Genomic DNA, 24,676 nt, shown 5'->3' on the forward strand with positions numbered 1-24,676 from the left:
TCTAATTTGAAATTTCATTTATATTTTTTGGATTTGTTCGTAATACACATTCATTTGTGTAAAACTGACCACGATGAGCGGGAGCACCAGATAAAGAAAAATCAGAGCATACATCGGTGTGAAGCCAATGATACGGCCCCATTCTGCTTTCGTCTCGATCGTCTTCGCGTATTCTTGTCTTCTCTGTTCAAAATAAAAGGACATCTGATGATCCAAATCATCGAATGCTTCCTTTATTGTGATCGTACCGAGCGCTAGGATCAGCTTGTCTACAACTCTTTGAAACTCAGGCAAAGTTATTTCTTCCTTTAATTGTTCCAAAGCTTCTTCTGGGCCATGTTCATAGTGAAGAAGACATTTTTGCAACGGAGTTTTGAAAATTACGGCGAAACGATTCAACCATTCGAGTATCTCTTCCACCGACATTCGGTCCATATCTCGAAGAATTGAAATTACAGTCTGATACTGATATACTTCATGCCTCATATCCATCCTGCGGAAGCGTCTTTCGGTGTATAGCAGCAACAAAGGAAGATGGTAACCTATGTAAGCTGCGAACAGACAAGACAACAGTTCCCACCAATGGAGGACTTCATGACTCCACGCATCAAGCTTCTCTGCAATCCGGTGTGCTGACAAATTTATATCTTCTTGGAGCAACTTTTTATCCGAGTGACGACGCAAGGAACTCTCAATCTGTTCGTAGGTACTGCTCGCACTCATGTTCAAGTCTTTCATTACTCTCTGGTCGAGAGTTGTCCACCAAAGCGAAACTTCCTTCTCGGCTTGCGGTAATTCTCCAAATACAGTAGAGTTCACAACAGGCTGATTTAAGATATGTTCTCTTTCAATATGATGCAAGATTCCGACACTGCTTATGGCAAAAATAAAACATCCGATAAAACAGATAATTCTTCTAACTTCAAACCATTCCATTTTGAGATGGGTATTCGTATCACGAAGAAGTTTCACAAGAGATGCATAGGACCGGGTGCCCATTTTCGAGCCAAAAGCAGATGCTAAGTGCCGCATCCATTTCCACTCATACAACCTCTTTTCCCATATCCGCTTCCGGTCCCCTGCCCGGTAACCCGTCTCTTGTGTACGCTGAATCTGCTGCAATAAAGCGTAAGAACCGATGATAATGATATAAATAGACAACAGAATAATAAATCCATGTTTGCTTTCATAAAATTCATTCATCGTAGGAAAACTGTTTCTTGCCCACTCTTCGATCGGTTTTGTGAAAAAGACAGGAGCGAGACTAATCACGTTAAGACCTTTTAATAAATAATCCAGCTTAGCAAGTCGTAATATCTCCAGATGAATCTCCTGTGTTAGACTTCCAATTCCCTTAAGATAGATGGAATCTTGTCTTGCCTCCTGATCTCCAAACTCCATTACCATATAAGAAATTCCTGCAAATGCTTTTAAGAATCGATTAGGCGCTGTCTCATAATAACGTTCCAAAGCTTCATCTGGATGAACAGATGTCAGTGCAGCGTAAATGTGCAGCGCATGTCTCGCAGCCTCTCCCTTAGACACCTCTGCTGCTTCGTATAATGCTTCTTCCACCATGCCATGTTGATGGTATCTATGCCTGACTTCTGCAAATAACTCTACCATCTCAGATAAAAGTTTACGTTCTTGTCTAGCAACTGCCATATCTAGAAATAGACTGTTAACGACAATACCTACCAGCAACACCAACAGGAAGAAATGCAAGCCAGGCTGAATTGCCATGAGAACGATACCTGAAACAAGGAAGGTAGACCATATCAGAAAAGTCAGTTTCATCGTCTCTATCCGCAGCAGGTATTCACTCATTCCGTATTGATAACTCAGTTTCTTACGGACAAGTTGAATATATCCTGCGACACCAGGAATTTTAGCGGCATAAGAATAAGACTGAACTAGAAAGGCTTTCATTACAGACCTGAGACTTTTGGGACTCCTAATTTTCTGATTATCCATTCTATAAGGCGAAAAATGATGTTTGCGATTCGTGAGCTGTAAGAAAACGTAAATGGTAACCAGACCTAAGATAGATATCGTCAGGATCAAGAATAGTACTTGTTTAAGAGACATGGCTGCTCCCCCAATAGGATGCTGCAAATTGTTCGAACCGTGAGGCATCTTCCCTGCTCATCTGCGAGATCATTTCCGTATGATTACGGGACGAAATCGGAGAAACCATATGATACATGCCAGCACGATACTCCACGATATTCCGGTAAGTAAAAGCTTCCCCACCTGAGCGAGATGAAGCTAGATCTGGGACACATTCGGTAATCCGCTCGATATATCTTTCTCCATCCGCATCTTTTTTCAGATGAATATCAAAATTAAGCACACTCGCTACCTGTTCCTCCGCAATATGCTCATGTCTAAACATTCCTACTTTAAGAAGTGAATTTCTCAGCGAAAAAATCAAATCAGGAAAGGTCTTGGCATGATGTGTAAACACGGTAAATAGACTGGCTACCTGTGACATTTGAATCATCCAGGCTGCCACTTCGTCACTTGCAACTTCGCCGAGGATATTAACCGTCCCATCGGTCTTTTTTTGCAGGTCCAGCCCTTGTTGACCTGAAATATGATCTGTCTCCCGGAAGCTCAAAATATTACGTTTGCTATACAGCTTTCGTAAATGAAGTTCAAAAGCCATTTCCTGTACACGAAGGGTATGATAGGGATAAATATGCTCGATCATTGCCATTAATAAGGTTGTTTTCCCGGAGCCTTGCGCACCAGTGACCGATGTAATCCTGCAGCCTTTCATAAGGTAACGAATGAGTTCGATAACCATACCTGAATTAGCGCCCGTAATTAATTTTGGCAATGTCGCACTTGGTAAATCGAATTTACGAACAAAAAATGCCCACGATTCCGAAAAAGGAGGTCTAACAACTACCACCCTTGATCCGTCCTTCATTTCATTCACCTTATATCCTTTGGATTCTGATAACTGACCCGGATGATTGTACTTGTATATATTCTGACATACTCTTTTCAGCTCACGTTCTGAACCAAACGATAAAAATGATAAATGAATCGTTTTACCCTTATAGAAAATCCAAACACTTTCTGTACTGCGGCTGACTTCAGATTCAATTTCGTAATCATGATCTTCCTTAAGAATAGGATGCGGCATATCCGGAATTGGATTTATCTCATACCCTAATACTCCGCTCACCCCAGCACTCACCCCGTCAATCTGCTGATCCCGAATATCATCTACAACCGAAAATCCTTTATAATGCTGATAAACCCGTTGTACAAGAATATTCACTTTGTCTAGAAAATGCAGTTCACGATACTCACACTCAAAAATATACATAATGTCTTTTGAAGTTATTTCGTAATATCCGCCTGAGTCTGATTCAGACTGTCTTCTTAGTTCTGCCAAATCATATGTATCAATGAGCTTTGATAATGCTTCTACTCCAAATTGCTGCTGGTAAATATAAAATATAATCTCGAATTGATCCTGAATACTTAACTCGCCCTGACGGTCAAATGGGATGGCTTCATTAATATTACGTTCTGTCAGTCCATAACTATGAATTAGTACGTCGGTAATTAATTTCTTCACATAATGTTTATCACTGAGGCTACCCGATATACAGTCTTTCAGTGCTCTTCTCATCTCAGCTCTTTGATTTATTTTCCGCTTATATTCTTCTTCGTGCAGTCCTGCATCTGCCAATTGACTATGACTTAACTCATGTAACGCCTGTTTCACATACTCTGTCACATGCTCTAGTGTTGCATCTTCTTCCTTCCCTTTCTTAGGGATGGACTCTGTTATTTTTCGGTTATTCCTTAACTTCATGATTAAGAGCAGAATACAACTGGCAGACAATATGAGCAGAAGGAAAATATTCATTACGTCCTCCCTCCCCTCTGTTATGCTCCTCTTTCGAGCTGTTTTAAAATACTGCGCAAACCAGCACTCTCCATAATGAATTTGGATAACTCACGAATACTTGCAGCAAGTTCTCCCATTTCTCCATTCTTCTTATCCATATTTATTGTCTGATGAATGTAAGTACCGATATCTCTTCGATTCCATGCATCTCTATACGGTGAGCAATAAGGAATCGGTAAGATTGGATCTTTATAACCAAAACGGCGTTTAATGTTGGCTGGAGTACAGTTAGAATCACGGTCGTATAAACCTAGCGAAATAATGATCTTCTTCTGTTCCCATTCCTGCTTCCACTTCGTGTTTGTGAAGAATCTTTCTACTTCTCGCATATTCTGATTCAAATTAACAACCACAACATCACTATCTTTCATGATCTCCCACTCCTTACTTTCTCCGTTTCCTGCATCTAGTAATATCAGGTCATACGCCGCATTCGCAATTTTAAAAATAGGTGATATCTGCTTCGGGCTTAGATCCAAGTCTCCCGAAACAGGAAGTCTATATTTCCCTGGAAGTAAATCGAGCTGGTTCCTGAGAAGAGGTATCGTACAATCTCTAAACTTTTCTTTTGTTAAACTTCCACTGGAATACAAACGAAACATGGCATCCCAGCCGGTTGTGGATAACTGATCCATTACAAAGTCGGTATTCGTCTCCCGCACCGGCATCCCTAACTCACCGCTTTCTCCTGCATAATCCATATGCATGACGAGGGAACGTACACGCTCAGATAGTCCAATCATATAAGCGACTGACATCAGGTTTGATGTGGTACCGCTGCGCTTATATGGACTCCAAAAAGTAACAATACTCATGCTCTCTTCCTTTCTATCAGGGATAAGGCTTTTTTCGATTCCGCAAATGTCCATCCGGTAAGCAGTTCAAGTAATAACGCAAGTGATTTCTTATATTGTCTAGATAAAGGCTTTACACGAATTTTTTTGATATGTTCATTTTCAATTTGCAGCGCCATATCCAGCTCATTCCAATAGATTGATACAGGTGTTCCGTGAAAATGTATAGGAATGTCATTAAAAAATTCCCAGGCATACTGATCTATTGTCGTATCCATGATTTGCGTCCAAAGTTTATAAAAGTTCGGTAATTCCTCGACTTGTAGTCTCTCTTGAAGTTTATAAATCCATTCCTTGCCTCTCTCAAGATCCTGCCGACGATACGTACTGACCCACAGTCTTGCATCCGCTGATATCCACTCTTCTTTTGTTAAAAAATCGATCTTTTCAATATCAACCAGAATAAAATCATAGCGGGTTATATCCTCATCCACACTAGATAAGTAATCCACCATTCGCTTATAATTTGTGAACCCGCAAGCTACATCAAATCCTTCAAACTCAGTAATCCACTCTGGTAAAAAGATAGGATCAATGCTATACCTATAGTGTTCATATTCAGTTCCATCCACAAGCAGTACTTTAAAACCCATGTTCGCAAGGATCTTACTAAGGTATAAAGTTACGTCTGTTTTGCTTGCCAAACCTGCAAATATCCATATTTTCATTGGTTAGCCCTTCACCCTTCACTTAAGGAGTTGTCGTCCCTGGCTGTGATAAAATTTGATTCTGCTCCGCTAACGGTCCATAAACTTCTTTGGAATTTCCGGGATCTTCAGACGCAGATTCTTTCCATACTTCTGCTTCGTTCGAACTTTCAGAGCTTGTCTGGTTCATATCTTGATCTGTGTGCCATGATTCACCCGAAGAGCTTATACCCCCACCTCGTGAAGTCAAAAGATCCTGTTCAATTGATTCTGAAACTACGTTTGTCTGAGAGGAAGCGAGCGCACTTTCTAGTGTCCCTCTCAAGTGTTTTGCTAGAGCCTGTTCCGCATGTTTTACTATATTGGGATTTACCTCGATAAGCTGGAGTACTTTTTCGTTCGCTGGATATGTAGGAATCGCTCTTTCTTGAAACTCTGGTTCTACATAACTTAGTGAATAAAGCGATGCTTTATGTAAGTAGGCATCAACCATTGCACTCGATAAGGTCAGTATTTCTTCCTCCGTTAATGTGAACCACATGGTAGAACCGTTTAGTTTATCTACTTTTTTCTTTGATAAAACAATATAATCTTGACCTGTAGGGAACTGGATACGAACATCGACCATTTCTCCTGCTGACAATACAGATGGAAGTTTAATGACTGAAATCTCACGGTTTCTTAGGTCAGCTGGTGTGGGTTCATCTTGGTACACCATGGCTTCGGTAATGACTGTTCCTGTTTTTAGTTCTATTTTTGCAACTGTGCCTCTTATATCTTCTAGATTATCCATTAGATTCGCTGGTGACTGGTCAGCAGGAATCTGAATCGCTTTTACATCCGAATTCTGAATTAATGTACCCGGCCCCACATCCCGAGCAGCAACATAACCTTTCTTGCTATTTTTCTGTTCACTCTTTAACTGCTGTGTAAGCTCACCTAGCTTTAATTCGTATTGTGCTTCTTGCTTATTTTTCTTCACATTGTCAGCATAAAAATCGTAGAACATGAAACTTCCGAGAAAAAGACTAGCAGCTCCTGCACCTGCAAGGCCGGCATAGATCATTTTTTTGCTCTGTCGTCTAAGTTTTGACACAAGTGAACTCCTATCTACACCCTTACATTGAGTGCTGTTTCCTAATTTCTTTTTTTGAAAAAGAAGCTTTTCTTCTTCATCGCGGGAACGATGTCCTTAAGTATGTCTGATATAGCTTCATCGACATCATCTTCTTGATCAAATGGGTCTATTTGTAGTGGTAAACTGTATACATATTTTGAATTCAAGTTTTTTCGTAATCTTACTACCGTGTTTTTTCCGGCGAGAGGTACAACGTAATTCCATTTTGCTTTTACAGCTGATTCATAACTTCGTGAAAATAAATAGAGATCTGACTGCTTCCACTCTGCTGCTCCTCCAACCACAATCGGTACATCACTTCGCTGCAGTTCTTCCATGGAATAGGGATGACGTTCACATCCTAGATCTAGAACAATATATTGATAATTGCTATTTAAAAGCTGAAGAATCTCTTTCTTGCTTGTTCGGCGAAAATAGTGAACCCCTGATATTTCAAACATCCGCCTTTCTTCTGTTACGCCATCCTCTCCATGAGCTATCGCATCTATTCTCGAAAAAGCAGTCGCTCGCTGAGAAAATTCGATAATGGCTACCTTGCATTTCAATCTAGCCAGATAATGAGCAATGGCTATGGACGTATGAGTAACACCGACGCCAGGGCCTGTGCCTATAACCGAGACAACACAAGTTCCGTGTGGAAACACCGCTCCTTGCTCTTGTATATCAGGTAACGAGCGATGGGATAATTTGAACATCTCTTCTCTAAGCTCTTCTACTGACTGATATCTGCTTCCTGGATCAGAGCGAAGCAGTTTCCGGATGATCGGAATATAAGGACGAAATGCCTCATGTCGAAGCAGTTGCTCTACGCCCGGTATCCATTCGCTGTGTGCTCCCCTTGTTATCAAAAATAAGAATAATGCTCCAAGACTATACAAATCGGACCTTACATCCGTCTGACCGCTGCCATACTGTTCAGGTGAGGCAAATCCAATGGTTCCGAGTTTCACTGTATCCTGCTGATGAGTCTCCTTATAATTACGAGCAATCCCAAAATCGATAAGTCGAAGTTCTTCAGCCCCCGTGATCATGATGTTTCCCGGCTTCAGATCCCGATATATAATGGCCGGTGAACGGTGATGTAAATAATCAAGAACCTCCATTACCTCTTGGATCATCCGAATGATCTTGTCAAAGGGAAGTATAAAATCATGTTTGTTAAGATATTCAGTGAGTGTTATTCCCTGGATATAATCCATTACTAGATAGGTATATCCGTTTGCATCAGGTTCAAAAAAATCTACAATCTGCGGCAAACGAGGGTGCTGTAGTTCAATCAGCATCTCGGCTTCTGTAACTACATTCCCTTGATATCCTGGATGCGCCAAGCTTTCTTTGATTGCCCATTTCTTACCGGGTAGCCTTAAATCTTCTGCCATATATACATGACTCATTCCACCAGAACCGATACTCCTGACAATCTGGTATCTCCCTCCGAGGATAGAACCTCTTTCTAAACGCGAAGGAAATCGCATGATGACCTCCTTATGTACATAAAAAAAGAGAAAGCCCCCTATTGCTGAATCTGCAATCAATACTTGCAAATCCATACAACAGGGATGCTTTCCCTCATTTATCGTACTGGTTAATTTTGGATTCATTATATGACAGAAATGAACCAAATGTAAAGCACTTTTTCAATTCTTTTTTAAATGTTATTTTATAGGGTAAAAGGCATATGTTTATCTAGACATGTCCCTTTACCACCGTTTAATACTTAATCATATATAACGTAATCTCGTCCCGATTGTGAAATAGCTGCTTAGCACGCTGAATCTGCATTCGAGAATCTTCAAACATTTGGGTTACTTCCTTAATCAGCGCCATTGGTTTTTTATGCATTAGCTTTACAGTGACGACAGCAGTACCGCCAGGTCGTAAGCTGTAAAGTAAATCGGTAACTAATCTCGCCATCAGTTTTGGACTCCAGCTCATATCACATACAAGAAGATCAAATTCATTTTCCTTAAATTTTACATCTCCCGCATTTTTAGATACATATTTAAGATTAGGGTTCTTAAGAAGAACTGGATTCATTTTGGCAGGATCAACTGCGGTAACCTTAAGCCCTCTTTCCAGCAAGAAGGAAGTCCATCCTCCTGGTGCTGCACCGATATCCACTGCATGATGAAATGATGAAAAAGGAATTCCTAATGTCTTCTCAGCCTCAAGCAGTTTGAATTTAGCTCTTGAGATCTGTCCCTCTTCCTTTTGAAAGCGAACAGCTCCTCCATTCCAGTCCGACAGATTATCTGCCGCACAGGATACACCTGCATACAAACGTTCCTCTGTAAGATATACAGATACAATAAGATCCGCATCCTGCACCACGTGCTGCGCAGGGAGAAGTTCAATGCCTTGTAAGATATGCTGTTTAAATGCACCGGAAGTTCCTTCGTAATGGCTTCGTTCTGTCTTTCTTACCTGCAGACTGAATGTGCCTTCTTGCAGTGCACTATGATTCAGTAAAAACCGAAATAACTGATCATAAGCATGGTCTTGATCGTCCATCCCCACTTCAAAGTGGATAGGGAATAAATGCCTTAGAAAAATGGGAGGCGTTTGATACAGAAGCTCTGTAACTTCTCCCTGAGGTGCTGACAAAGTAGCTAAAAACACTTCACCAGAGACAAGCATTGTACTTTTTACGGTACCAAACATTCTCCGAAGTTCTTCTTGTGCATAAGGAGCAAATCCATGGTTTGCTGTACATATAAAACGGGTTGTGATTCCTTCTGCCGTCTGTTCTTGATTACTCAATTCTTATTAACCTCCACTGCATACTCGTATCCAAGGGCGTTCATGAAACCAATCCAGCTCCACAGAAATTCCGTACGTTTCCATTATTGTTTCTTTTGTTAATACTTCTTTTTTAGGACCCGCCGCAGCGACCTTCCCATCTTTGATAAGCACAATATGAGTAAATAAGGGCATAATCTCTTCAATATGATGTGTTACATACACAATCGCAATATCTTGCTTTCTTAGATTATCTACGGCCTGTAACATATTCTCCCGCTCGTACAGATCTAGTCCAGCACAGGGCTCGTCCATAATTAATAGTTTGGGATGGGCCATAAGCGACCTGGCCAGGAGTACTTTTTTACGTTCCCCTTGTGATAACGTTCCAAAAGGCTGCTGTGCCAGATGGGCAAATCCGATATCCGCAAGTTTGGCATGTGCTTCTTCTTTTACTTCATCCGGGATGTGCTGATAGAAACGCAAAAAAGCGTAAGCTCCGGTAGCGACTACTTCCCATACTGGATCTTTTAACGCCAGCTTTTCTATTAATGTTTGACTAATGTAGCCGATTTCTTTACGGACTTCACGGACGTCACATTCTCCATAGGTATAATCAAGTACATTCACTTTCCCTTTCGTTGGGAACAAATAACCCATCATCATTTCAAGAATCGTCGTTTTTCCGCTTCCGTTTCTTCCTAAAATGACCCAGTTTTCATCTTTACCCATTTGAATGTTTACATCATCTAGTATAAGCTTGTCACCGCGCTGAAGTGATACATTTTGCATCCCAATCATGAAGATACCACCCTCCTGATTTGATTCAACAAATGCTGAGCCGATTCCATTTTATAAATGTGAGTCGGAAGTTGCTTCTCTCCGCTAAACAATAGTAAAGCAGGTACACTCGTAATCTGATATTGCTGAACCACGTTCTGTATATCTGTTATATTTGCTTCATAGAGGATTCCTTCTGGCAAGAGATACTCTGCCACTTCAAGCATCCGCAAACCCGCCTGACAAGTGCCGCATAAAGGAGTATACACATACAGAGCAAAGGCTTTCCCTTCCCATGCCATTCGCAGTATTTCATTCTGTTCAATAGGTATCATTGTTTGATTCTCGATGTTTGCGCAATTTGTTCAAGCAGCTCCTGCGGCATAGGGCCATTATGAACTTCTGTACGATCCGGCTTATTCATGTATAGTAATTCATACATTGCTCTTCGTCCAGCATCGCTTGAAGTATGCAAATAAATTACATTCGGATACATCTGCTTATTCACGATAAATGAAGCAATGTCAAGACCCGTTGGATTTCCATAACCTAGATCATAATCCAAGGATAAAATATTTACATCATATTCAATAAGAAGCAGCTTACACTCTTCTACATCCCTTGCAAGGGTAAATCCAGGCGGACATGTTCGATAATCATCCAGAAATAAGTTCATTCTCCCCTCACCTTCCTAAAACAGCTTTCAAGTTAACCAAGTTCGGATTAACTCTATGTCTTCCTGATGAGTTCCATCTTCACCTGTTTCCGTTTCCAGTACCCATATCGAGCCCTTCACGTCTTTTTGCTGTAACAGCCAGGCAAGTCCTTTCTCCCCTATATATCCTTTACCCACTCGTTCATGGCGGTCTTTATTAGAACGATATCCATACTTTGAATCATTCACATGAATGGCAACAAGCGCATCAAAATAACCTAGACTTTGTCCTTTTTCAAACAGTTCTGGATCTTCTGATCCGTTCCAAAGACCGCTCGCATAGGCATGACAAGTATCTAAACAAAAACCAATCGAGTCAGCGTATCGGGACAAGTTACGTATTTGCACCATTTCTTCGATCGTTGTACCCATAGGACCATGATCCCCTGCTTGATTTTCGATTAAAATCTTAGATTTGCCTTCCCAGCCCGTTAGAACATCGTCTAAAAACTGAATAACGTGACGATACCCCACAAGCGGATCACTCATCTTCACATGACCAAAATGAACGACAACACCCGCTGAACCACAAGCTTCCGCAATGTGTAGATCATTTTGTAAAGAAGCTATCATTCCTTGGTAATGACTATCCCCTTTGCTACGACCTAGAGCGGGATTCGTAGGATAGGGAGAGTGTGCGATAGATCGAAGCCCATATTTTATACAGAAAGCTTTGCAACGCATTGCTTCTGTCATATCAAAATTTTTCACACGAAGTCCTCGAGGATTTTTCGGAAAGTACTGAAACGCACTCGCTCCCATATCAAATGCTCTTTGAGCTGCTTTCGAATAACCCCCGCGAGTACTTACGTGACTACCTATATATAAGTTAAGGGTCAATGCTGACATACGGGGCAGAAAAAAGCTTTCTTCCCGGTAATCTCCACTTTATTAATGATCCCCTCGTTACATCTCGTGCAGGTCTCACCCTCTCGGTCGTAGACACGGCACTGTTCATCATACTTTCCTGTCAATTCGTCACCTGCATACAGCGGCATTTCCATGTAACCCCCGCCTGCAGTCGCTTCGCGCAGAACAGATTGGATCGCATGATAGAGTCTTGATAAAGCATCCTCGTTAAGAAGAACATCTTGTATTTTCGTATCAGGTCTTAGACTGGCAGCAAAAGCGATTTCATCGGAATAACAGTTCCCAATTCCCGCAATAACACGCTGATTCACAAGTGTTGTTTTTATCGTACCTCTTCTACCTTTTAATCGTTCTTTGAACTTTTCTAACGTAAAACGATAGTCAAGAGGTTCGGGTCCAAGATCAGACATGAGCTCATCCGTCTCTTTAGCACTCAATAAGTGAAGATAACCGAGTCTCAGGCCGATAAAATAAAGAACGACTTCACCAAATTCAATTTCCACTTGAGTTGACCGTTTTGGACGCTCTTGTTCTGTTCCGATATAAAGTATGCCTCCAAGCATGAGATGCAGTACAAGTCTTTTACCCGTGCTCATATGAAAAATCAAATGTTTACCCCTGCGCTCGATATAAACAATCCGCTCATTTACAAGTTCTTTTTCAAAAACTTCTGGAGTTACATTAATTGATTTTTCTCGGCTAACGGTAACGTTTGTAATGGATTGATCCAGTATTCGTTCCGATAATAACTTTCGGTAGTTCTCCATCTCCGGTAATTCCGGCATATGAACCTCTTCCTTCCCTTGATGCTATATAAATAGTTTATTCTATGTTCTAGTTAGATGGTGGTTATCAAATCATGAAGATTTTTATGAATCTCATTTGGTTTAATGCCTGTAGCGCGCATGTGAGTCTCTAGGTTAGCTTCCGTCGTCACTCCGGTTAGTACGAGAATGGAACGGCATCCAGCCGCTTCTCCAGCAGCGATATCCGTTCGCATATTGTCTCCAATCACTGCAACCTCGCTAGCAGGAAGACCCAGACGATCAATCGCATGCTTCATAAGAATGCTGGAAGGTTTTCCGATCACGACAGGTTTCACACCCGATGCGGCTTCAATAGCTGCTCCCAAAGTTCCTGCGCCCGGTGTCAGACCATCGTCTGCTGGCAGCTGTAGATCGGGGTTAGTTAAAATGAATTTGGCCCCTCCCATAATCCAGCGAAGCGCTTTTGTCAGCTTTTCATATGTAAATTCACGGTCAATACCCTGAATTACGTACTCTGGTGATTCTTCGGTAATATGAAGTCCTGCAGAGATGAGTGCTTGCTCCAGTCCATCTTCACCAATAAATGCGACCTTGGCACCAGGTGATTCAGAAGCTACATATTCAGCCGCTGCCACCGCAGATGTACACACTTCTTCTCCACTCGCTTCTATTCCAAGAGATCGCAGATGTTCTGCTACTCCTTCTGGTGTTCTTGATGAATTATTCGTTACGTATAGGTAAGGTATGTTGGAGTTTTTTAAATGCTGTATCAGCAAATCTGCTCCATCAATACGATGTTTTCCGTGATAGATTGTTCCGTCTAAGTCTAACAAATAAGCTTTAGGTGAATTCATAGCTGTCGTACTCCTTTCAAAAGACAAGTTCATATTCTTATATAAATAAGCATTATGCCCATCGTACAATCTTTTTAAGAGGATTGCAAAGCAGAAATAACAGACAATTTGCATGTCTTATTTTGCCAGTGTAACTAGTTTATAAAGCCTTATAAATCAGATTTGGATTAACTCATGCTCCATAGCAAGTCTTGTGTTTGGAAATACAGACTGTGCCTCCAAGAGCAGTGGCTCCAGATGTTCTGCATCTTTGTATCTTGAGCTGAAATGAGTCAAAATCAGTCTGCCTGCACCCGCTTCTTTTGCCGCCTCAGCAGCTTGAAGGGCTGTACTATGATAATATTCGTGGGCTGTAGACGCAAGTTCATGCAAAAAAGTAGCTTCATGGACAACGACATCAGCACCTGCCGATAAAGGTACCACATTTGGAGTAGGTCTTGTATCGCCTAGAATAGTAATGACTTTTCCCGGTTTCGGTGAGCCAAGTACATCTTCCGGATGAACGATAACCCCATCTTCAAGTTCGATGCTTTCGCCTCGTTTGAGTCTTCCAAAAAGTGGACCTGGTTTAAGCCCGTGCACGGCAAGTTTCGAAGGATCAATGCTGCCAGGGCGATCCTTTTCCATAATTCGGTAGCCGTAACTATCAATCCGATGTTCAAGGAACGCCGACTCCACTACAAACATATCATCTTCAAAAATAATGCCGCCCTCATGTTCCACGATGTTCAGTTCATAATTCACACGGGACTGACTAAGCTCCAGTGAAGTCTCCACGTATTTACGAATCCCCGGCGGGCCATAGATCGTAAGCGGTGTTACACCGCCTTGGTAGGCTCTGCTTGACAATAAACCAGGTAAACCAAAGATATGATCACCGTGTAGATGAGTAATAAAGATCTTTTCAAGCTTACTCAGTTTAAGGGGTGATTTCAAAAATTGATGCTGTGTGCCTTCCCCGCAGTCAAACAGCCACATCGACCGGCGTTCCTCCATCAGACGCAGTGCAATCGAAGTTACGTTGCGCTGCAGCGACGGTACGCCAGCATTTGTTCCTAAAAAATATAATTCCATAATGTTACACCTCATCTGACTCTATGAATGATAAAAATCCCCCGATTTAGGATCGGAGGATTCCTTACTTTGTTCTACATTTTCACGCTTTTTCCACGTTAAAATATTGTGCCTCCGGATGGCTGAACACCATCGCTGAAACCGAAGCTTCCGGTTCCATCATAAATCCTTCGGTTAGTTCTACCCCGATATCTTCCGGATGCATTAGTTCAAACAGAGGACCTTGATCTTCAAGATCAGGACAAGCCGGGTAACCGAACGATACCCTGATTCCTTGATACCTGGCTCCTAGACGCTGTTTCATCGTCATTTCAGGAGGATCTGAAAATCCCCAAGTATCACGCATTATATGATGAATACGTTCTGCAAGTCCTTCTGCCACTTCTAATGCAATCGACTGCAAAGCATGAAATCTCAAGTAATCGCCTTTTTCTTTCCAAGCCTGTGCGAGCTCCGAAATTCCATGTCCTGCAGTTACCACGAGAAAACCGACATAATCCATTGTACCGGATTCTACGGGTTTCAGAAAGTCCGCGAGACACAAATGTGGTTCGACCTTTTGACGAGGGAACTCAAACGTGTGTAATACTTGGGTATGATCTTCTGGGTTATAGATAAAAATTTCGTTTCCTTTAGACTGAGCTGGGAAAAATCGATATATGGCATTCGCTTTAATAATCCCATCTCGTACAGCAAGGTCCATAATTTCATCAACCGTTTGCTTCAGCTGAACCGCCTTGGGGTCACCTGCTGCAAGCAATTGTTCTACATTGCCTTTAAGCCCCAAATGATGACCCAGCAGCATCTGCATGTTCACATAAGGAAGAATATGTCCAATTGGATAATTACGAAGCGTGTGTCTAATAAGATCAGGCGGCTGATATACAGGAGCATCTGCTGATATCTTGGAACGTTCCACCCGAGTAAGTTTAGGAAGAGAGACCACTTTATCTGCTGCACTTGCTTCCGCTTCTTGTTCTTGCTTCATCTCCATAACCATCACTTCTCTGCTCGCAGGATCCATCAGTTTATTTGCAATATCAAGACCATCCATCGCATCTTTAGCATAGAGAACCATCCCATTATATTCAGGTCTGATCCGGGTTCTAGTAAATTTGCGAGTAAGCGCTGCGCCTCCAACCATAATAGGTACGTCAATACCCGCATTTCGTAAATCCTGTGCAGTCATCACCATTTGTTGTGCAGATTTCACAAGTAATCCCGATAGACCAATTGCATCCACTTTCTCTTCACGGAAAGACTCGATAATACGTTCCGGTGGTACTTTTATACCCAAATTCACAATCTGGTAACCGTTATTAGCTAGAATGATCTCCACTAGATTTTTTCCAATGTCATGTACATCACCTTTTACAGTGGCGAGCATGATTTTTCCTTTTACAGAAGTTTCGTTCTTCTGCATAAATTGTTCGAGGTAGGATACCGAAGCTTTCATCACTTCTGCGCTTTGGAGCACTTCAGCAACAATCAGCTCATTGTTGTTAAACAGTCTCCCGACTTCTTCCATCCCCTTCATTAAAGGGCCATTGATGATCTGAAGGGGGCTGTATTTCGCTCTCGCGAGTTCTAAATCCGGAATAAGACCTTCTTTGCTGCCTTCAACAACATAAGTTGCAAGACGCTCTTCTAGGGAAAGATTCGAGATTTTTTCTTTTTTCTCTACTTTTTTATTACGAAAAGCCGCTACAAAAGCAGCTAACGTCTCATCACTGGTCCGGTAGATCAGATCTTCTGCCAATTTTCTATCCTCTGGCGTAATTGAAGCATAACGTTCTACCTTCTCTGTGTTTACAATCGCATAATCAAGACCCGCCTTTGTACATTCGTACAAAAATACAGAGTTCAGGACTTCTCTACCCGCTTCCGGCAGACCAAATGAAACGTTACTAACACCCAAAATCGTATGCGCTTCAGGCAGTGCTTCTTTGATCAGACGGATTCCTTCAATCGTCTCTCCAGCAGAACCAATATACTGTTCATCTCCTGTACCAACAGGGAAAACAAGGGTATCAAAAATAATATCTTCAGGACGCAGATGATATTTATTGACTAGCAGATCATACGAACGCTTCGCTACTTCAAGCTTATCTTCACGGGTAATCGCCTGTCCTCGCTCGTCTATTGTACCTACCACGACCGCTCCGCCATATTTTCGTAGAATAGGTGTTACTTTTTCAAACTTTTCTTCACCATCTTCTAAATTTATAGAGTTGATAATAGCTTTACCCTGAGAGTACTGTAAAGATAGATCAATGACATCCGCATCGGTTGTATCAATCATTAACGGAACTTTCACTTTTTTCACAACCAGCTCTAAAAACTTGCGCATATCCTCTGCCTCATCACGGTCAGGGTCTTGTACACAGATATCAACAACTTGGGCTCCATTCTTAACCTGGGCGCGAGCAACTTCAGAAGCTTCTTCATACTTCCCTTCGAAAATGAGTCGCTTAAATTTTCGTGATCCCAGTACATTTGTACGTTCCCCTACCATATAAGGGCGATTATCTTGTTCGATATAAACAGGATCAATCCCCGAGATTGCCGGAGGGTGTGTACCCGTTAGCGGACGAGGTTCAATCAAATCCAGCTTGGTCTTTAATGCACGGATATGTTCCGGAGTGGTTCCGCAGCATCCTCCGGCAATGTTAAGCCATCCTTGCTCCGCAAAGGCAGCAATTTTCACAGCTAAAGACTCAGGGGATTCATGGTAGTGACCATTCTCATCTGGCAGACCTGCATTTGGATAACAACTCACTGCAGCGCTTGACATAGCAGAAAGAGTACGGATATGATCCCTCATGAATTCTGGACCTGTCGCACAGTTGAGACCAATCGATATGGGACTCAAATGTTCTAAAGAGACATAAAAAGATTCTATATTTTGACCTGCCAGCGTCGTACCCATAGGTTCAATGGTACCGGATATCATAATTGGCAGTGTTATTTTACGAGCTTCAAAAGCATTACGAATTCCAATACTCGCTGCTTTTACGTTCAGTGTATCTTGGCATGTTTCAAGGAGAAGAGCATCCACGCCTCCATCAATCAGCGCTAGAGCCTGTTCTTCATAAGTTGCAATAAGTTCATTAAATGTTACTCCGCCTGTTACAGATAAAGTCTTAGTGGTTGGACCCATGGCACCGACCACATAACGCGGAGACTCGGGAGTACTGTATTTATCTACAGCCGCTCTTGCCAGCTTTGCAGCAATCAGATTGATTTCTCTCGCCCGATCTTGTATATCATATTCTGCCAAAACCACAGAAGTTGCACCAAAGGTGTTTGTTTCAATAAGGTCCGCACCCGCTTCAAGGTAACGTTCGTGTATCGTCTGGATGATGTCAGGCCTTGTGAGCACTAACATTTCATTGCATCCATCCAGTTCTTCCCCGCCAAAGTCTTCCGAAGTCAATTCTTCCTGTTGAATCATAGTGCCCATAGCACCATCTAAGATCAATATTCGCTTCTGTAATAACTCTTGCAAACTGATTTTATCCACTCCTATACCTCCCGCCAAACGTTACGTCTAATTTTAGCAGAAAAGGTATTTTTATGAAAGGAGATTTGGGAGGCGAAGAAATGCGTCACAACAATGTATTTAGGATAATAATTAGGATAATTGACAAAAAGTCAATCGACAAAAAGGTGAGGATTCGCTATAATAGCAATTAAACCAAGTGGAAAAGAGGGAAAATACATGGCAGAAATCTTAATACGAAACACGAACGAAAGAATCACAGGCGAAGATAATGTTCGTTCCTTCCTCAAACAATATGAAGTACTTTTTGAAAAATGGGATACTTCCAAACTTCCAGCTGAACTTCATCATAAATTTGTATTAAATGAAGAAGAAAAACAACAGATCCTAGATGTTTACGATACCGAAATTAAAGATTTGGCTGCCCGCCGAGGTTATCAGATTTGGGATATCATCACGCTGTCAGAAGCCACTCCTGATCTGGAAGAAAAGCTTGCCAAGTTTGAAGAAATTCATACACATGCAGAAGACGAGATTCGTGCCATCATTTCTGGTAAAGGGATCTTTATCATTAAAGGTGACGAACAAACAGGCTACTTCAACGTAGAGCTTGAGCCAGGTGATGTCATTTCTGTTCCTGAAAATACCCCTCACTTCTTTACACTTATGGATAACAAACAAATCATCGCTGTTCGATTGTTTATTGAACAGAATGGCTGGGTTGCAGATCCGTACCCAGATCCTAGCTTTATCAAGGCCTAACTCATATGATAAGCAAATATACCACCCTGAGAAATCACTCCAAGGGTGGTTTTTTATGACTATTCTTCAGTAACTTCTACTTGTTTCGATGGCATGGAGTGCATCCCTCTCGCTGTTACATGAGAAATAACTTTATATACTCCTTCAACCGGGAACTGATAAACTGCGGTATATTTCCCTTCCCCTTCGTATGTCGCCGCCACTTCTAGTCCCATGCTGCCTTCTAACGAAATTTCAAATGTTACATCATCTGCATCATCTATGTATTCATCTTGCTGAGTAACGATGGCTTCCAATTGTACAAGGTCAGCGACCGTTACTGCTTCCTCTTCAGGAACAACGAGTTCTACGTTTATGGGATGGGACAATTCCATTTGCGTAAATTCGTTTTTATCCTTTTGGCATCCGCTTAATAACATAAGAAAGATCATCGTAGAACATAGTAGTACAATGAATCGTCTCATCTTTATAAATCCTCTCTTCGATTTTTATGGTATGTAGATAAAAGAAAACCGCTTCTGTTTTAATCAAACAGCCAAGCGGTTCATGGAAGTAGAATCTGAAGTTGTTCTTTTATGATAATAGTTCGTAAATTTCGGTAAGATGTTTAATTTCAACATCAGGGTTAAAAGATTGGTCGTTTGTTTTTCCATTACGGTTAATCCAAACAGCTTTAATTCCTGCGGAGAGCGCACCCTTAATATCAGTAGTCAGCTTGTCCCCGACCATTAACGCCTCCTCAGCAGACACATCAAGCTGGGATAAAGCATGATGGAATATCGAAGCATCCGGCTTTCCTTTACCAAACTGCCCAGAAATAATAATGTGATCAAAATAAGGGACCAAATCAGGAACACCATCGAGCTTCTCTTGCTGTAAAGAAGGACATCCATTGGTGAGCAGCAGCAGCTTCACTTTACCTTTCAGCTCGGTTAGAACTTCGAGAGTTTCATCATACATATAAGGACGAGATCTTCTCTCTTCACCAAATTTGTCAGCTAACTCTGCACCTAGTTCACTATCATTCACACCAAGTGCCGCAAGACCGTTTGTCCAAGCGTCTTTACGATATCCGGGTACTAATTGTTCGAGCTTTCTAAATTCTGGCTGTTCCCCGGCATTAAATTTCGCCCATAGTCCCTCAAAGGGATTGATGCCAATCAGTTTCGTAAATGGATATGTTTCATAAGATTCATACAGCTTTCTAGCTTCATCTCTTACCGATACTTCAAGTTCATGAGGATCTACACCGCATTTTTTTGAGGCATAGAGACATGTTTCGTAGAAAGCTTCTTCTACACTTTTTTCATCCCACAGCAGGGTATCATCCAAGTCGAACATTACTGCTTTAATTGACATCTTGCTCTCTCCCCCTAGAGTTGATCGATTTATTTAGCTTCTTTAAGAGCTTTCTTATCCTCTACCGGAATCTGATGTGTCTGTGCAAAGGTAATGAGTCTTTCGCCCATTGCGTCAGTATCATACAAATTAAGCAAACGGCTGAAAGCCCAGTTACTGCCTTTAGCGTTGTGTTCAATAATGATCGAACCTTTATCTACCACAATGCGCTTAATGTCTTCTACACCAAGTGAACGTTCTCTGCTCAGCTTAATGGTCTTAATCCGTTTTTTCCCTACTTTAAGATAAGGACGGCGTAAGAAGTACATTAGTGCAAGTCCAATATAAAGGACAAATACAAACCAATCAAAACCAGACACACCGTCTTTTGTAACACCGCTGAGTGTTAGGAACATAAAAGCAAGTACGACGAGTACGAAAGGAAAGATAAAGGCTCTTCCTTTGAAAATATCTTCATTTTCTACTCCGGAACCAAGGACGGGTTGTCCCTTTTTTTTGCGGTTCTTATTTACTTTCTGTTGATTCCTTTTGACTGCTCTTTCAAATGAACTTGCCATGAAAATCCCCCTTTAAAATCTGTACATTGCAGTTATTCTATCATGGTAGTTATATACTAACTTTCCACTCATAACTATGATTAAACCTATACTTTTATCACGGGAATAATATGAGTTTAGTATAAAGGAAACTATCATCCTTCCTCTAAATTGCTCCCCTTAAAAAAGCACAATCTACTTAACTTTGCCATGTAAATAAAGGGTTGTCAAGGTATATACCTGTATGGCTGAACCTCGTTATGTAAACAACAAAAAAAGGACACAATTGTGAATTGCGCCCTTGCCGGTCGTCCATAAAAAAATGATATAAATAGCATAAAATGAACTGTATATGAAAGTGAACTGCATTAATTAGCAGATAACATTCAGATAACTTAACTGATAACATTCAGAAACGCTCAAAGTATATAAAGCATTTCCCCTACTCTACATGAGGTAAACTTAATACTTGCCCTGTTTGAATATCACTTGTTTCCATCACATTCAGCTGTTTGATTCGATCTATATATTCTCTCGTATCCATGTGATACGGTTTATGATCTAAAGCAATCGACCATAAGGAATCCCCTGTAGATACAACAAACTCTTGATAGGAAACAATTTCACTTGCGCTCGTAAGCACCGTCATAAACCCAGTTAGACACAAAAAAGAAACACTAAGAATAATAACAAGGCGAACCAAAAAACGTCTATTATTATCCATCATTTGATGAAATAACTTACCAAACAAAGTATGATCCTGAGCTCCTTCAGTATTGCTATAGATACTATTGTATGTACTGTATTTAAGCATATAAACCGTCCTCCAAACGTTTGTTCTCATTTCTATATTGATCACTATAACACGAACATGTGTTTTGGACAATAACTTTTTAGAACAATTGTTCGTTCTATTTTAGAACTAACGTTTGTACGAACGGAGGTTCTATGCTATAATTTTCCCAAACGTTATAAAGTGGAGTTGATACGGTATGTCGAAGGTGTCCAGCAGGCAATTAGCAATCTTGGAGTTTATACGAAATGAAGTTCGATTAAAAGGATATCCACCGTCCGTAAGAGAGATTGGTGAAGCTGTCGGACTCGCGTCCAGCTCCACTGTTCACGGACACTTGGATCGTTTGGAGAAGAAAGGTTTAATTCGCAGAGACCCTACGAAACCTCGTGCAATCGAGCTGTTAAGTCATGATGAGTTAGATGAGACAAGCCAGTTTGCTCAGACGGTTGTCAGAGTTCCTGTCGTTGGTAAGGTAACTGCAGGTATTCCTATTACTGCAACAGAGAATATCGAAGACTATTTCCCTCTCCCTATGCAATATGTTGGAGAAGAGAAAGTATTTATGTTGAATGTAGTAGGCGATAGTATGATCGAAGCGGGTATTGTCAATGGGGATTATGTCATTGTTCGTCAGCAGCAAACGGCTAACAATGGTGAGATTGTCGTAGCAATGACGGAAGATGATGAAGCTACAGTGAAGACTTTCTACAAAGAAAAAGATCATGTTCGTCTTCAGCCTGAGAATCCTACATATGAACCTCTCCGGCTTACAAAAGTAACGATACTAGGTAAAGTTATTGGTCTCTTCCGTGATTTTCATTAATTGATTTTTTATTTTTTGGTTTTTTATAGTTAAATATAAATGAATTACTGCACTTATATTCTTAAGCAGAGATCTTATAACGCAGATCTCTGCTTTTCTCGTTTTACTCCACTACTAATCATTAGGATCAACTTACCTCATCATTGATAAGTCCTTTTTCCCATTCCATTCTTAATTCATTTCCAAACTTCCTTACTTCAGTATCTGTTACATTCAGTTGGCAGGCTATCCTGGAATCATATAATCGTAATCGATATGTATCTTTCTCTTTCCGCTTTTCCCACTCCAATCCATAAAGGTGATTCTCAAAAGACATGTATAAATTATTTAGTATAAAGTCATTTAACATATCCAGCGGAAAAGCCGCTGTTACTTCAATGTAATTTTCAATAGTGAGATTTGTCCAACCAAAAATGAAGTCATGTACTTTTTCATGATTTAGATAATACTTAAAATTCAGCTGACAACCTTCAAATTTACCTGGAATACACTTAACAAAATTAAATTCAACATAGGTACCATTGCTAAATATATCTCGTAAAATTGCCATTTTATTCCCCTTTACATTAAAATTCATCCGGTCCTTTATATGTGTAGGAAATGTACTCAAATAATAACAAGGAATTTTGGCTTGTATCCAATTATTAAAAACATTCTAATTCGTCCAATAAATTCCGTAATACATAAATTCATCAGTATTCAACGTAAAATAATTATGTTTCTAACCCATTGCTGTTAACAATACCGCTATTGTATTAAACATTCCATGAACAATCATACCAGGCACGACCGATCCCGTGCGTTCGTAGGCCCATGCGAACACAATTCCACTAATAAAATTCACCGGCATGGCATTCAACGTGGGAAAATGTGCAAGTGTAAAGATTAGCGAACTAATCACAATCGCCCATCTCATACTTATACGAGTCCGCAGCCACTGATATATAAAACCACGGTAAAATATCTCTTCATAGATTGGTGACACGATCCCAGCTGAAGCAATACCTATGATCAAAGTAAATATAGTGACATTTTGCTGCAGACTCTCTGTTTTGCTGTTGTCCACCGTATTTCCAAAAAAGCTCGTGAGATAAACTGCCGTTACACTGGATACAATGAGGACTAATAACCAGAGCACGATTCTCCAACAATCTTTAGCAGGAAATCCTTTCACTCCTACATCCGCCCACGTCAACTTTTTCGGTCGTAAAGAAATTAAATACAATCCTAGCAAAAGCGTAATCGCAATAGTAAGCCCTGTAAGTGTTCCTGAATAAAGTGTGTTCTCTAACCATTTCTCATACAATGCCTGTAATGCGTATTTAATAACAATCATTACGAATACAAATTCAAGAGCAAGTAAAGCAGCTAGCTCACGCCATGTCCACAGTTCCGTATTCTTCCATATTTCTGTTCTAATCATTCTTAACCCCTCAATCCTCTATGATATAATTCAATGATATTAGGTGACGTTACGTTACCTGCAAGCTTTTTTGAGGAGGAAATAGAAACATGCATAGATGGACTACAGGACAAGTATCCAAACTGCGGAACATCTCCGTAAGGACACTGCGTTATTACGATCAAATCGGTCTCTTGACACCAAGTTATAGGGAAGATAATGGGCGTCGTCATTATTCAGAAGGAGATCTATTCACTCTCGAAAAAATAACTCTTCTTAAATCGTTGTCACTACCACTAGCAGACATTCAAAATGTAATAAACAAACTCTCTTTTCGCCATATTCTAGTCGCACATCATAATTATCTACAAGAGCAGCTCACTTCTCTTCAAAGCAGCATTTCTAACACCGCTTCCATAATCAACATGATCGATCTAGAAGGAACACTTTCCTGGGACCAGGTTTCTCATCTAGCCCATAACGTACAGCCTATATCTAAACAATGGGTCAATTACTTTAACGATGACGAAAGTGAATTTCTACAAAGTGCTCTCCCCAATCTAAGTAGTAACAACGAAACTACTCAGCAGTATATTTCTTTACTACGCCGAATTGAGCGGTGTATACAGCAATCTATCCCACCTGAATCTGATGAAGGTTATGATATTGCCTGCGAGTTAATAAATTTGTCACACGAAACCTTTAATGGAGACGAAAAATTGATGGAGAAGTTTTGGGAAGTCAGGAAGCTGCCTGCATTAGAGTCAGGTTTATATCCCGTATCTGAAGAAGTATTGAACTTTGTAGAGAACTGCATTGCTTGTGCTCTAGAAAAAGAGAAGGAACAGAAATGACAGAAAAAATATAAAGACTACAGAACTTTGGGGTCATTCTGTGGGCACTAATGGCAATAGACATTTCTCCAAAAAAATCCCTTGACGCTTAGAGGCACCAAGGGTTTCAAGTTTTAGTACAGTGTCAAACATTGATCGCGTTCACATTGATGTACTTGCGTTCTGTGTATAACCCAAAACATCAAAGGGCTTTTTAAATGTTATTCTATATACGTTTATTCGATATTGTGTTACTTCACCCTTCATAATCTTTTATAGTTCTCAGATTTTTGC

The 24,676-nt window shown here is 40.8% G+C and carries 24 protein-coding genes; 3 read left to right on the top strand and 21 right to left on the bottom strand.

The features are described from left to right. Positions 1–18: 18 nt before the first annotated feature. The 15 genes from QPK24_RS15520 to metH form a co-directional block, all read right to left on the bottom strand. Positions 19–2,088 carry a hypothetical protein gene (locus QPK24_RS15520; protein ID WP_285742571.1) on the bottom strand — a complete coding sequence of 690 codons (2,070 nt, stop codon included), beginning with the start codon at positions 2,086–2,088 and terminating at the stop codon, positions 19–21. Continuing rightward, complete coding sequence (locus QPK24_RS15525; protein ID WP_285742573.1) at positions 2,078–3,889, bottom strand: ATPase, T2SS/T4P/T4SS family; 1,812 nt, start codon at positions 3,887–3,889, stop codon at positions 2,078–2,080. The genes QPK24_RS15520 and QPK24_RS15525 overlap by 11 nt, the downstream gene beginning before the upstream one ends. 20 nt (positions 3,890–3,909) lie before the next feature. Next, entirely contained in the window at positions 3,910–4,746 is an 837-nt protein-coding gene (locus QPK24_RS15530) for a hypothetical protein (RefSeq protein ID WP_285742575.1), read from the bottom strand. After that, positions 4,743–5,453: a ParA family protein gene (locus QPK24_RS15535; protein WP_285742576.1), complete on the bottom strand. Its 711-nt coding sequence runs from the start codon at positions 5,451–5,453 to the stop codon at positions 4,743–4,745. Before QPK24_RS15535 ends, QPK24_RS15530 begins: the two co-directional genes overlap by 4 nt. A 22-nt stretch (positions 5,454–5,475) precedes the next feature. After that, complete coding sequence (locus QPK24_RS15540; RefSeq protein WP_285742578.1) at positions 5,476–6,528, bottom strand: SAF domain-containing protein; 1,053 nt, start codon at positions 6,526–6,528, stop codon at positions 5,476–5,478. A 41-nt stretch (positions 6,529–6,569) separates the two neighbouring features. Next, positions 6,570–8,045, bottom strand: a complete 1,476-nt coding sequence (locus QPK24_RS15545; protein WP_320416896.1) for a serine/threonine-protein kinase — start codon at positions 8,043–8,045, stop codon at positions 6,570–6,572. 235 nt (positions 8,046–8,280) lie between these two features. Next, on the bottom strand, positions 8,281–9,330 hold the full coding sequence (locus QPK24_RS15550) for a 23S rRNA (cytidine(2498)-2'-O)-methyltransferase RlmM (protein WP_285742580.1): 1,050 nt from the start codon (positions 9,328–9,330) through the stop codon (positions 8,281–8,283). Positions 9,331–9,336: 6 nt separating this feature from the next. Continuing rightward, complete coding sequence (locus tag QPK24_RS15555) at positions 9,337–10,110, bottom strand: ABC transporter ATP-binding protein (protein ID WP_285742582.1); 774 nt, start codon at positions 10,108–10,110, stop codon at positions 9,337–9,339. Further along, a complete protein-coding gene (locus tag QPK24_RS15560) occupies positions 10,107–10,424 on the bottom strand; it encodes a thioredoxin family protein (protein ID WP_285742585.1) in 318 nt (105 codons plus the stop codon). Before QPK24_RS15560 ends, QPK24_RS15555 begins: the two co-directional genes overlap by 4 nt. Beyond that, entirely contained in the window at positions 10,421–10,765 is a 345-nt protein-coding gene (locus tag QPK24_RS15565) for a cyclic-phosphate processing receiver domain-containing protein (RefSeq protein ID WP_285742587.1), read from the bottom strand. The genes QPK24_RS15560 and QPK24_RS15565 overlap by 4 nt, the downstream gene beginning before the upstream one ends. A 27-nt stretch (positions 10,766–10,792) precedes the next feature. Continuing rightward, complete coding sequence (locus QPK24_RS15570) at positions 10,793–11,653, bottom strand: deoxyribonuclease IV (protein WP_285742589.1); 861 nt, start codon at positions 11,651–11,653, stop codon at positions 10,793–10,795. Beyond that, a complete protein-coding gene (locus tag QPK24_RS15575; RefSeq protein WP_285742591.1) occupies positions 11,641–12,459 on the bottom strand; it encodes an Fpg/Nei family DNA glycosylase in 819 nt (272 codons plus the stop codon). Before QPK24_RS15575 ends, QPK24_RS15570 begins: the two co-directional genes overlap by 13 nt. Positions 12,460–12,512: 53 nt before the next feature. Continuing rightward, entirely contained in the window at positions 12,513–13,295 is a 783-nt protein-coding gene (locus QPK24_RS15580; RefSeq protein ID WP_285742593.1) for a TIGR01457 family HAD-type hydrolase, read from the bottom strand. A 156-nt stretch (positions 13,296–13,451) separates the two neighbouring features. Continuing rightward, on the bottom strand, positions 13,452–14,369 hold the full coding sequence (rnz, locus tag QPK24_RS15585; RefSeq protein ID WP_285742595.1) for a ribonuclease Z: 918 nt from the start codon (positions 14,367–14,369) through the stop codon (positions 13,452–13,454). Positions 14,370–14,451: 82 nt separating this feature from the next. Further along, complete coding sequence (gene metH / locus QPK24_RS15590; RefSeq protein WP_285742597.1) at positions 14,452–17,892, bottom strand: methionine synthase; 3,441 nt, start codon at positions 17,890–17,892, stop codon at positions 14,452–14,454. A gap of 198 nt (positions 17,893–18,090) precedes the next feature. Between metH and QPK24_RS15595 the strand changes: the two genes are divergently transcribed. Beyond that, on the top strand, positions 18,091–18,633 hold the full coding sequence (locus tag QPK24_RS15595; protein ID WP_285742599.1) for a cupin domain-containing protein: 543 nt from the start codon (positions 18,091–18,093) through the stop codon (positions 18,631–18,633). Between the two features lie 59 nt (positions 18,634–18,692). On the opposite strand, the gene QPK24_RS15600 is transcribed toward QPK24_RS15595, so the two are convergent. The 4 genes from QPK24_RS15600 to QPK24_RS15615 form a co-directional block, all read right to left on the bottom strand. Continuing rightward, entirely contained in the window at positions 18,693–19,097 is a 405-nt protein-coding gene (locus tag QPK24_RS15600) for a FixH family protein (RefSeq protein ID WP_285742601.1), read from the bottom strand. A gap of 109 nt (positions 19,098–19,206) precedes the next feature. Then, complete coding sequence (locus QPK24_RS15605) at positions 19,207–19,992, bottom strand: HAD family hydrolase (protein WP_285742603.1); 786 nt, start codon at positions 19,990–19,992, stop codon at positions 19,207–19,209. Between the two features lie 29 nt (positions 19,993–20,021). Beyond that, positions 20,022–20,549 (bottom strand): hypothetical protein, encoded by a 528-nt coding sequence (locus tag QPK24_RS15610; RefSeq protein ID WP_285742605.1) that lies wholly within the window; start codon positions 20,547–20,549, stop codon positions 20,022–20,024. Positions 20,550–20,970: 421 nt separating this feature from the next. Continuing rightward, positions 20,971–21,342, bottom strand: a complete 372-nt coding sequence (locus QPK24_RS15615; protein ID WP_285742607.1) for a LysM peptidoglycan-binding domain-containing protein — start codon at positions 21,340–21,342, stop codon at positions 20,971–20,973. A gap of 178 nt (positions 21,343–21,520) precedes the next feature. On the opposite strand from QPK24_RS15615, the gene lexA reads away from it, so the two are divergent. Next, complete coding sequence (lexA, locus tag QPK24_RS15620; protein ID WP_160031939.1) at positions 21,521–22,147, top strand: transcriptional repressor LexA; 627 nt, start codon at positions 21,521–21,523, stop codon at positions 22,145–22,147. Between the two features lie 127 nt (positions 22,148–22,274). On the opposite strand, the gene QPK24_RS15625 is transcribed toward lexA, so the two are convergent. After that, positions 22,275–22,697, bottom strand: a complete 423-nt coding sequence (locus QPK24_RS15625; protein ID WP_285742611.1) for a hypothetical protein — start codon at positions 22,695–22,697, stop codon at positions 22,275–22,277. Between the two features lie 171 nt (positions 22,698–22,868). Next, complete coding sequence (locus QPK24_RS15630) at positions 22,869–23,570, bottom strand: CPBP family intramembrane glutamic endopeptidase (RefSeq protein WP_285742613.1); 702 nt, start codon at positions 23,568–23,570, stop codon at positions 22,869–22,871. An 89-nt stretch (positions 23,571–23,659) separates the two neighbouring features. Here QPK24_RS15630 and QPK24_RS15635 point away from each other — a divergent pair, with 89 nt between their 5' ends. Then, positions 23,660–24,403: a MerR family transcriptional regulator gene (locus tag QPK24_RS15635; protein ID WP_285742615.1), complete on the top strand. Its 744-nt coding sequence runs from the start codon at positions 23,660–23,662 to the stop codon at positions 24,401–24,403. Positions 24,404–24,676: the final 273 nt, after the last annotated feature.

It is taken from the genome of Paenibacillus polygoni (assembly GCF_030263935.1).
Classification (GTDB): domain Bacteria; phylum Bacillota; class Bacilli; order Paenibacillales; family Paenibacillaceae; genus Paenibacillus; species Paenibacillus polygoni.

What these genes read in the sequence shown, in the direction of transcription:
- QPK24_RS15625 (WP_285742611.1), bottom strand. Translation starts at nt 22,697, where the DNA reads ATGGCAATTTTACGAGATATATTTAGCAATGGTACCTATGTTGAATTT.
- rnz (WP_285742595.1), bottom strand. Translation starts at nt 14,369, where the DNA reads ATGGAATTATATTTTTTAGGAACAAATGCTGGCGTACCGTCGCTGCAG.
- QPK24_RS15525 (WP_285742573.1), bottom strand. Translation starts at nt 3,889, where the DNA reads ATGAATATTTTCCTTCTGCTCATATTGTCTGCCAGTTGTATTCTGCTC.
- QPK24_RS15600 (WP_285742601.1), bottom strand. Translation starts at nt 19,097, where the DNA reads ATGAGACGATTCATTGTACTACTATGTTCTACGATGATCTTTCTTATG.
- QPK24_RS15580 (WP_285742593.1), bottom strand. Translation starts at nt 13,295, where the DNA reads ATGAATTCACCTAAAGCTTATTTGTTAGACTTAGACGGAACAATCTAT.
- QPK24_RS15615 (WP_285742607.1), bottom strand. Translation starts at nt 21,342, where the DNA reads ATGCTTAAATACAGTACATACAATAGTATCTATAGCAATACTGAAGGA.
- QPK24_RS15610 (WP_285742605.1), bottom strand. Translation starts at nt 20,549, where the DNA reads ATGGCAAGTTCATTTGAAAGAGCAGTCAAAAGGAATCAACAGAAAGTA.
- QPK24_RS15560 (WP_285742585.1), bottom strand. Translation starts at nt 10,424, where the DNA reads ATGATACCTATTGAACAGAATGAAATACTGCGAATGGCATGGGAAGGG.
- QPK24_RS15545 (WP_320416896.1), bottom strand. Translation starts at nt 8,045, where the DNA reads ATGCGATTTCCTTCGCGTTTAGAAAGAGGTTCTATCCTCGGAGGGAGA.
- QPK24_RS15575 (WP_285742591.1), bottom strand. Translation starts at nt 12,459, where the DNA reads ATGCCGGAATTACCGGAGATGGAGAACTACCGAAAGTTATTATCGGAA.
- QPK24_RS15605 (WP_285742603.1), bottom strand. Translation starts at nt 19,992, where the DNA reads ATGTCAATTAAAGCAGTAATGTTCGACTTGGATGATACCCTGCTGTGG.
- lexA (WP_160031939.1), top strand. Translation starts at nt 21,521, where the DNA reads ATGTCGAAGGTGTCCAGCAGGCAATTAGCAATCTTGGAGTTTATACGA.
- QPK24_RS15520 (WP_285742571.1), bottom strand. Translation starts at nt 2,088, where the DNA reads ATGTCTCTTAAACAAGTACTATTCTTGATCCTGACGATATCTATCTTA.
- QPK24_RS15630 (WP_285742613.1), bottom strand. Translation starts at nt 23,570, where the DNA reads ATGATTAGAACAGAAATATGGAAGAATACGGAACTGTGGACATGGCGT.
- QPK24_RS15565 (WP_285742587.1), bottom strand. Translation starts at nt 10,765, where the DNA reads ATGAACTTATTTCTGGATGATTATCGAACATGTCCGCCTGGATTTACC.
- QPK24_RS15555 (WP_285742582.1), bottom strand. Translation starts at nt 10,110, where the DNA reads ATGATTGGGATGCAAAATGTATCACTTCAGCGCGGTGACAAGCTTATA.
- QPK24_RS15535 (WP_285742576.1), bottom strand. Translation starts at nt 5,453, where the DNA reads ATGAAAATATGGATATTTGCAGGTTTGGCAAGCAAAACAGACGTAACT.
- QPK24_RS15595 (WP_285742599.1), top strand. Translation starts at nt 18,091, where the DNA reads ATGGCAGAAATCTTAATACGAAACACGAACGAAAGAATCACAGGCGAA.
- QPK24_RS15635 (WP_285742615.1), top strand. Translation starts at nt 23,660, where the DNA reads ATGCATAGATGGACTACAGGACAAGTATCCAAACTGCGGAACATCTCC.
- QPK24_RS15570 (WP_285742589.1), bottom strand. Translation starts at nt 11,653, where the DNA reads ATGTCAGCATTGACCCTTAACTTATATATAGGTAGTCACGTAAGTACT.
- QPK24_RS15530 (WP_285742575.1), bottom strand. Translation starts at nt 4,746, where the DNA reads ATGAGTATTGTTACTTTTTGGAGTCCATATAAGCGCAGCGGTACCACA.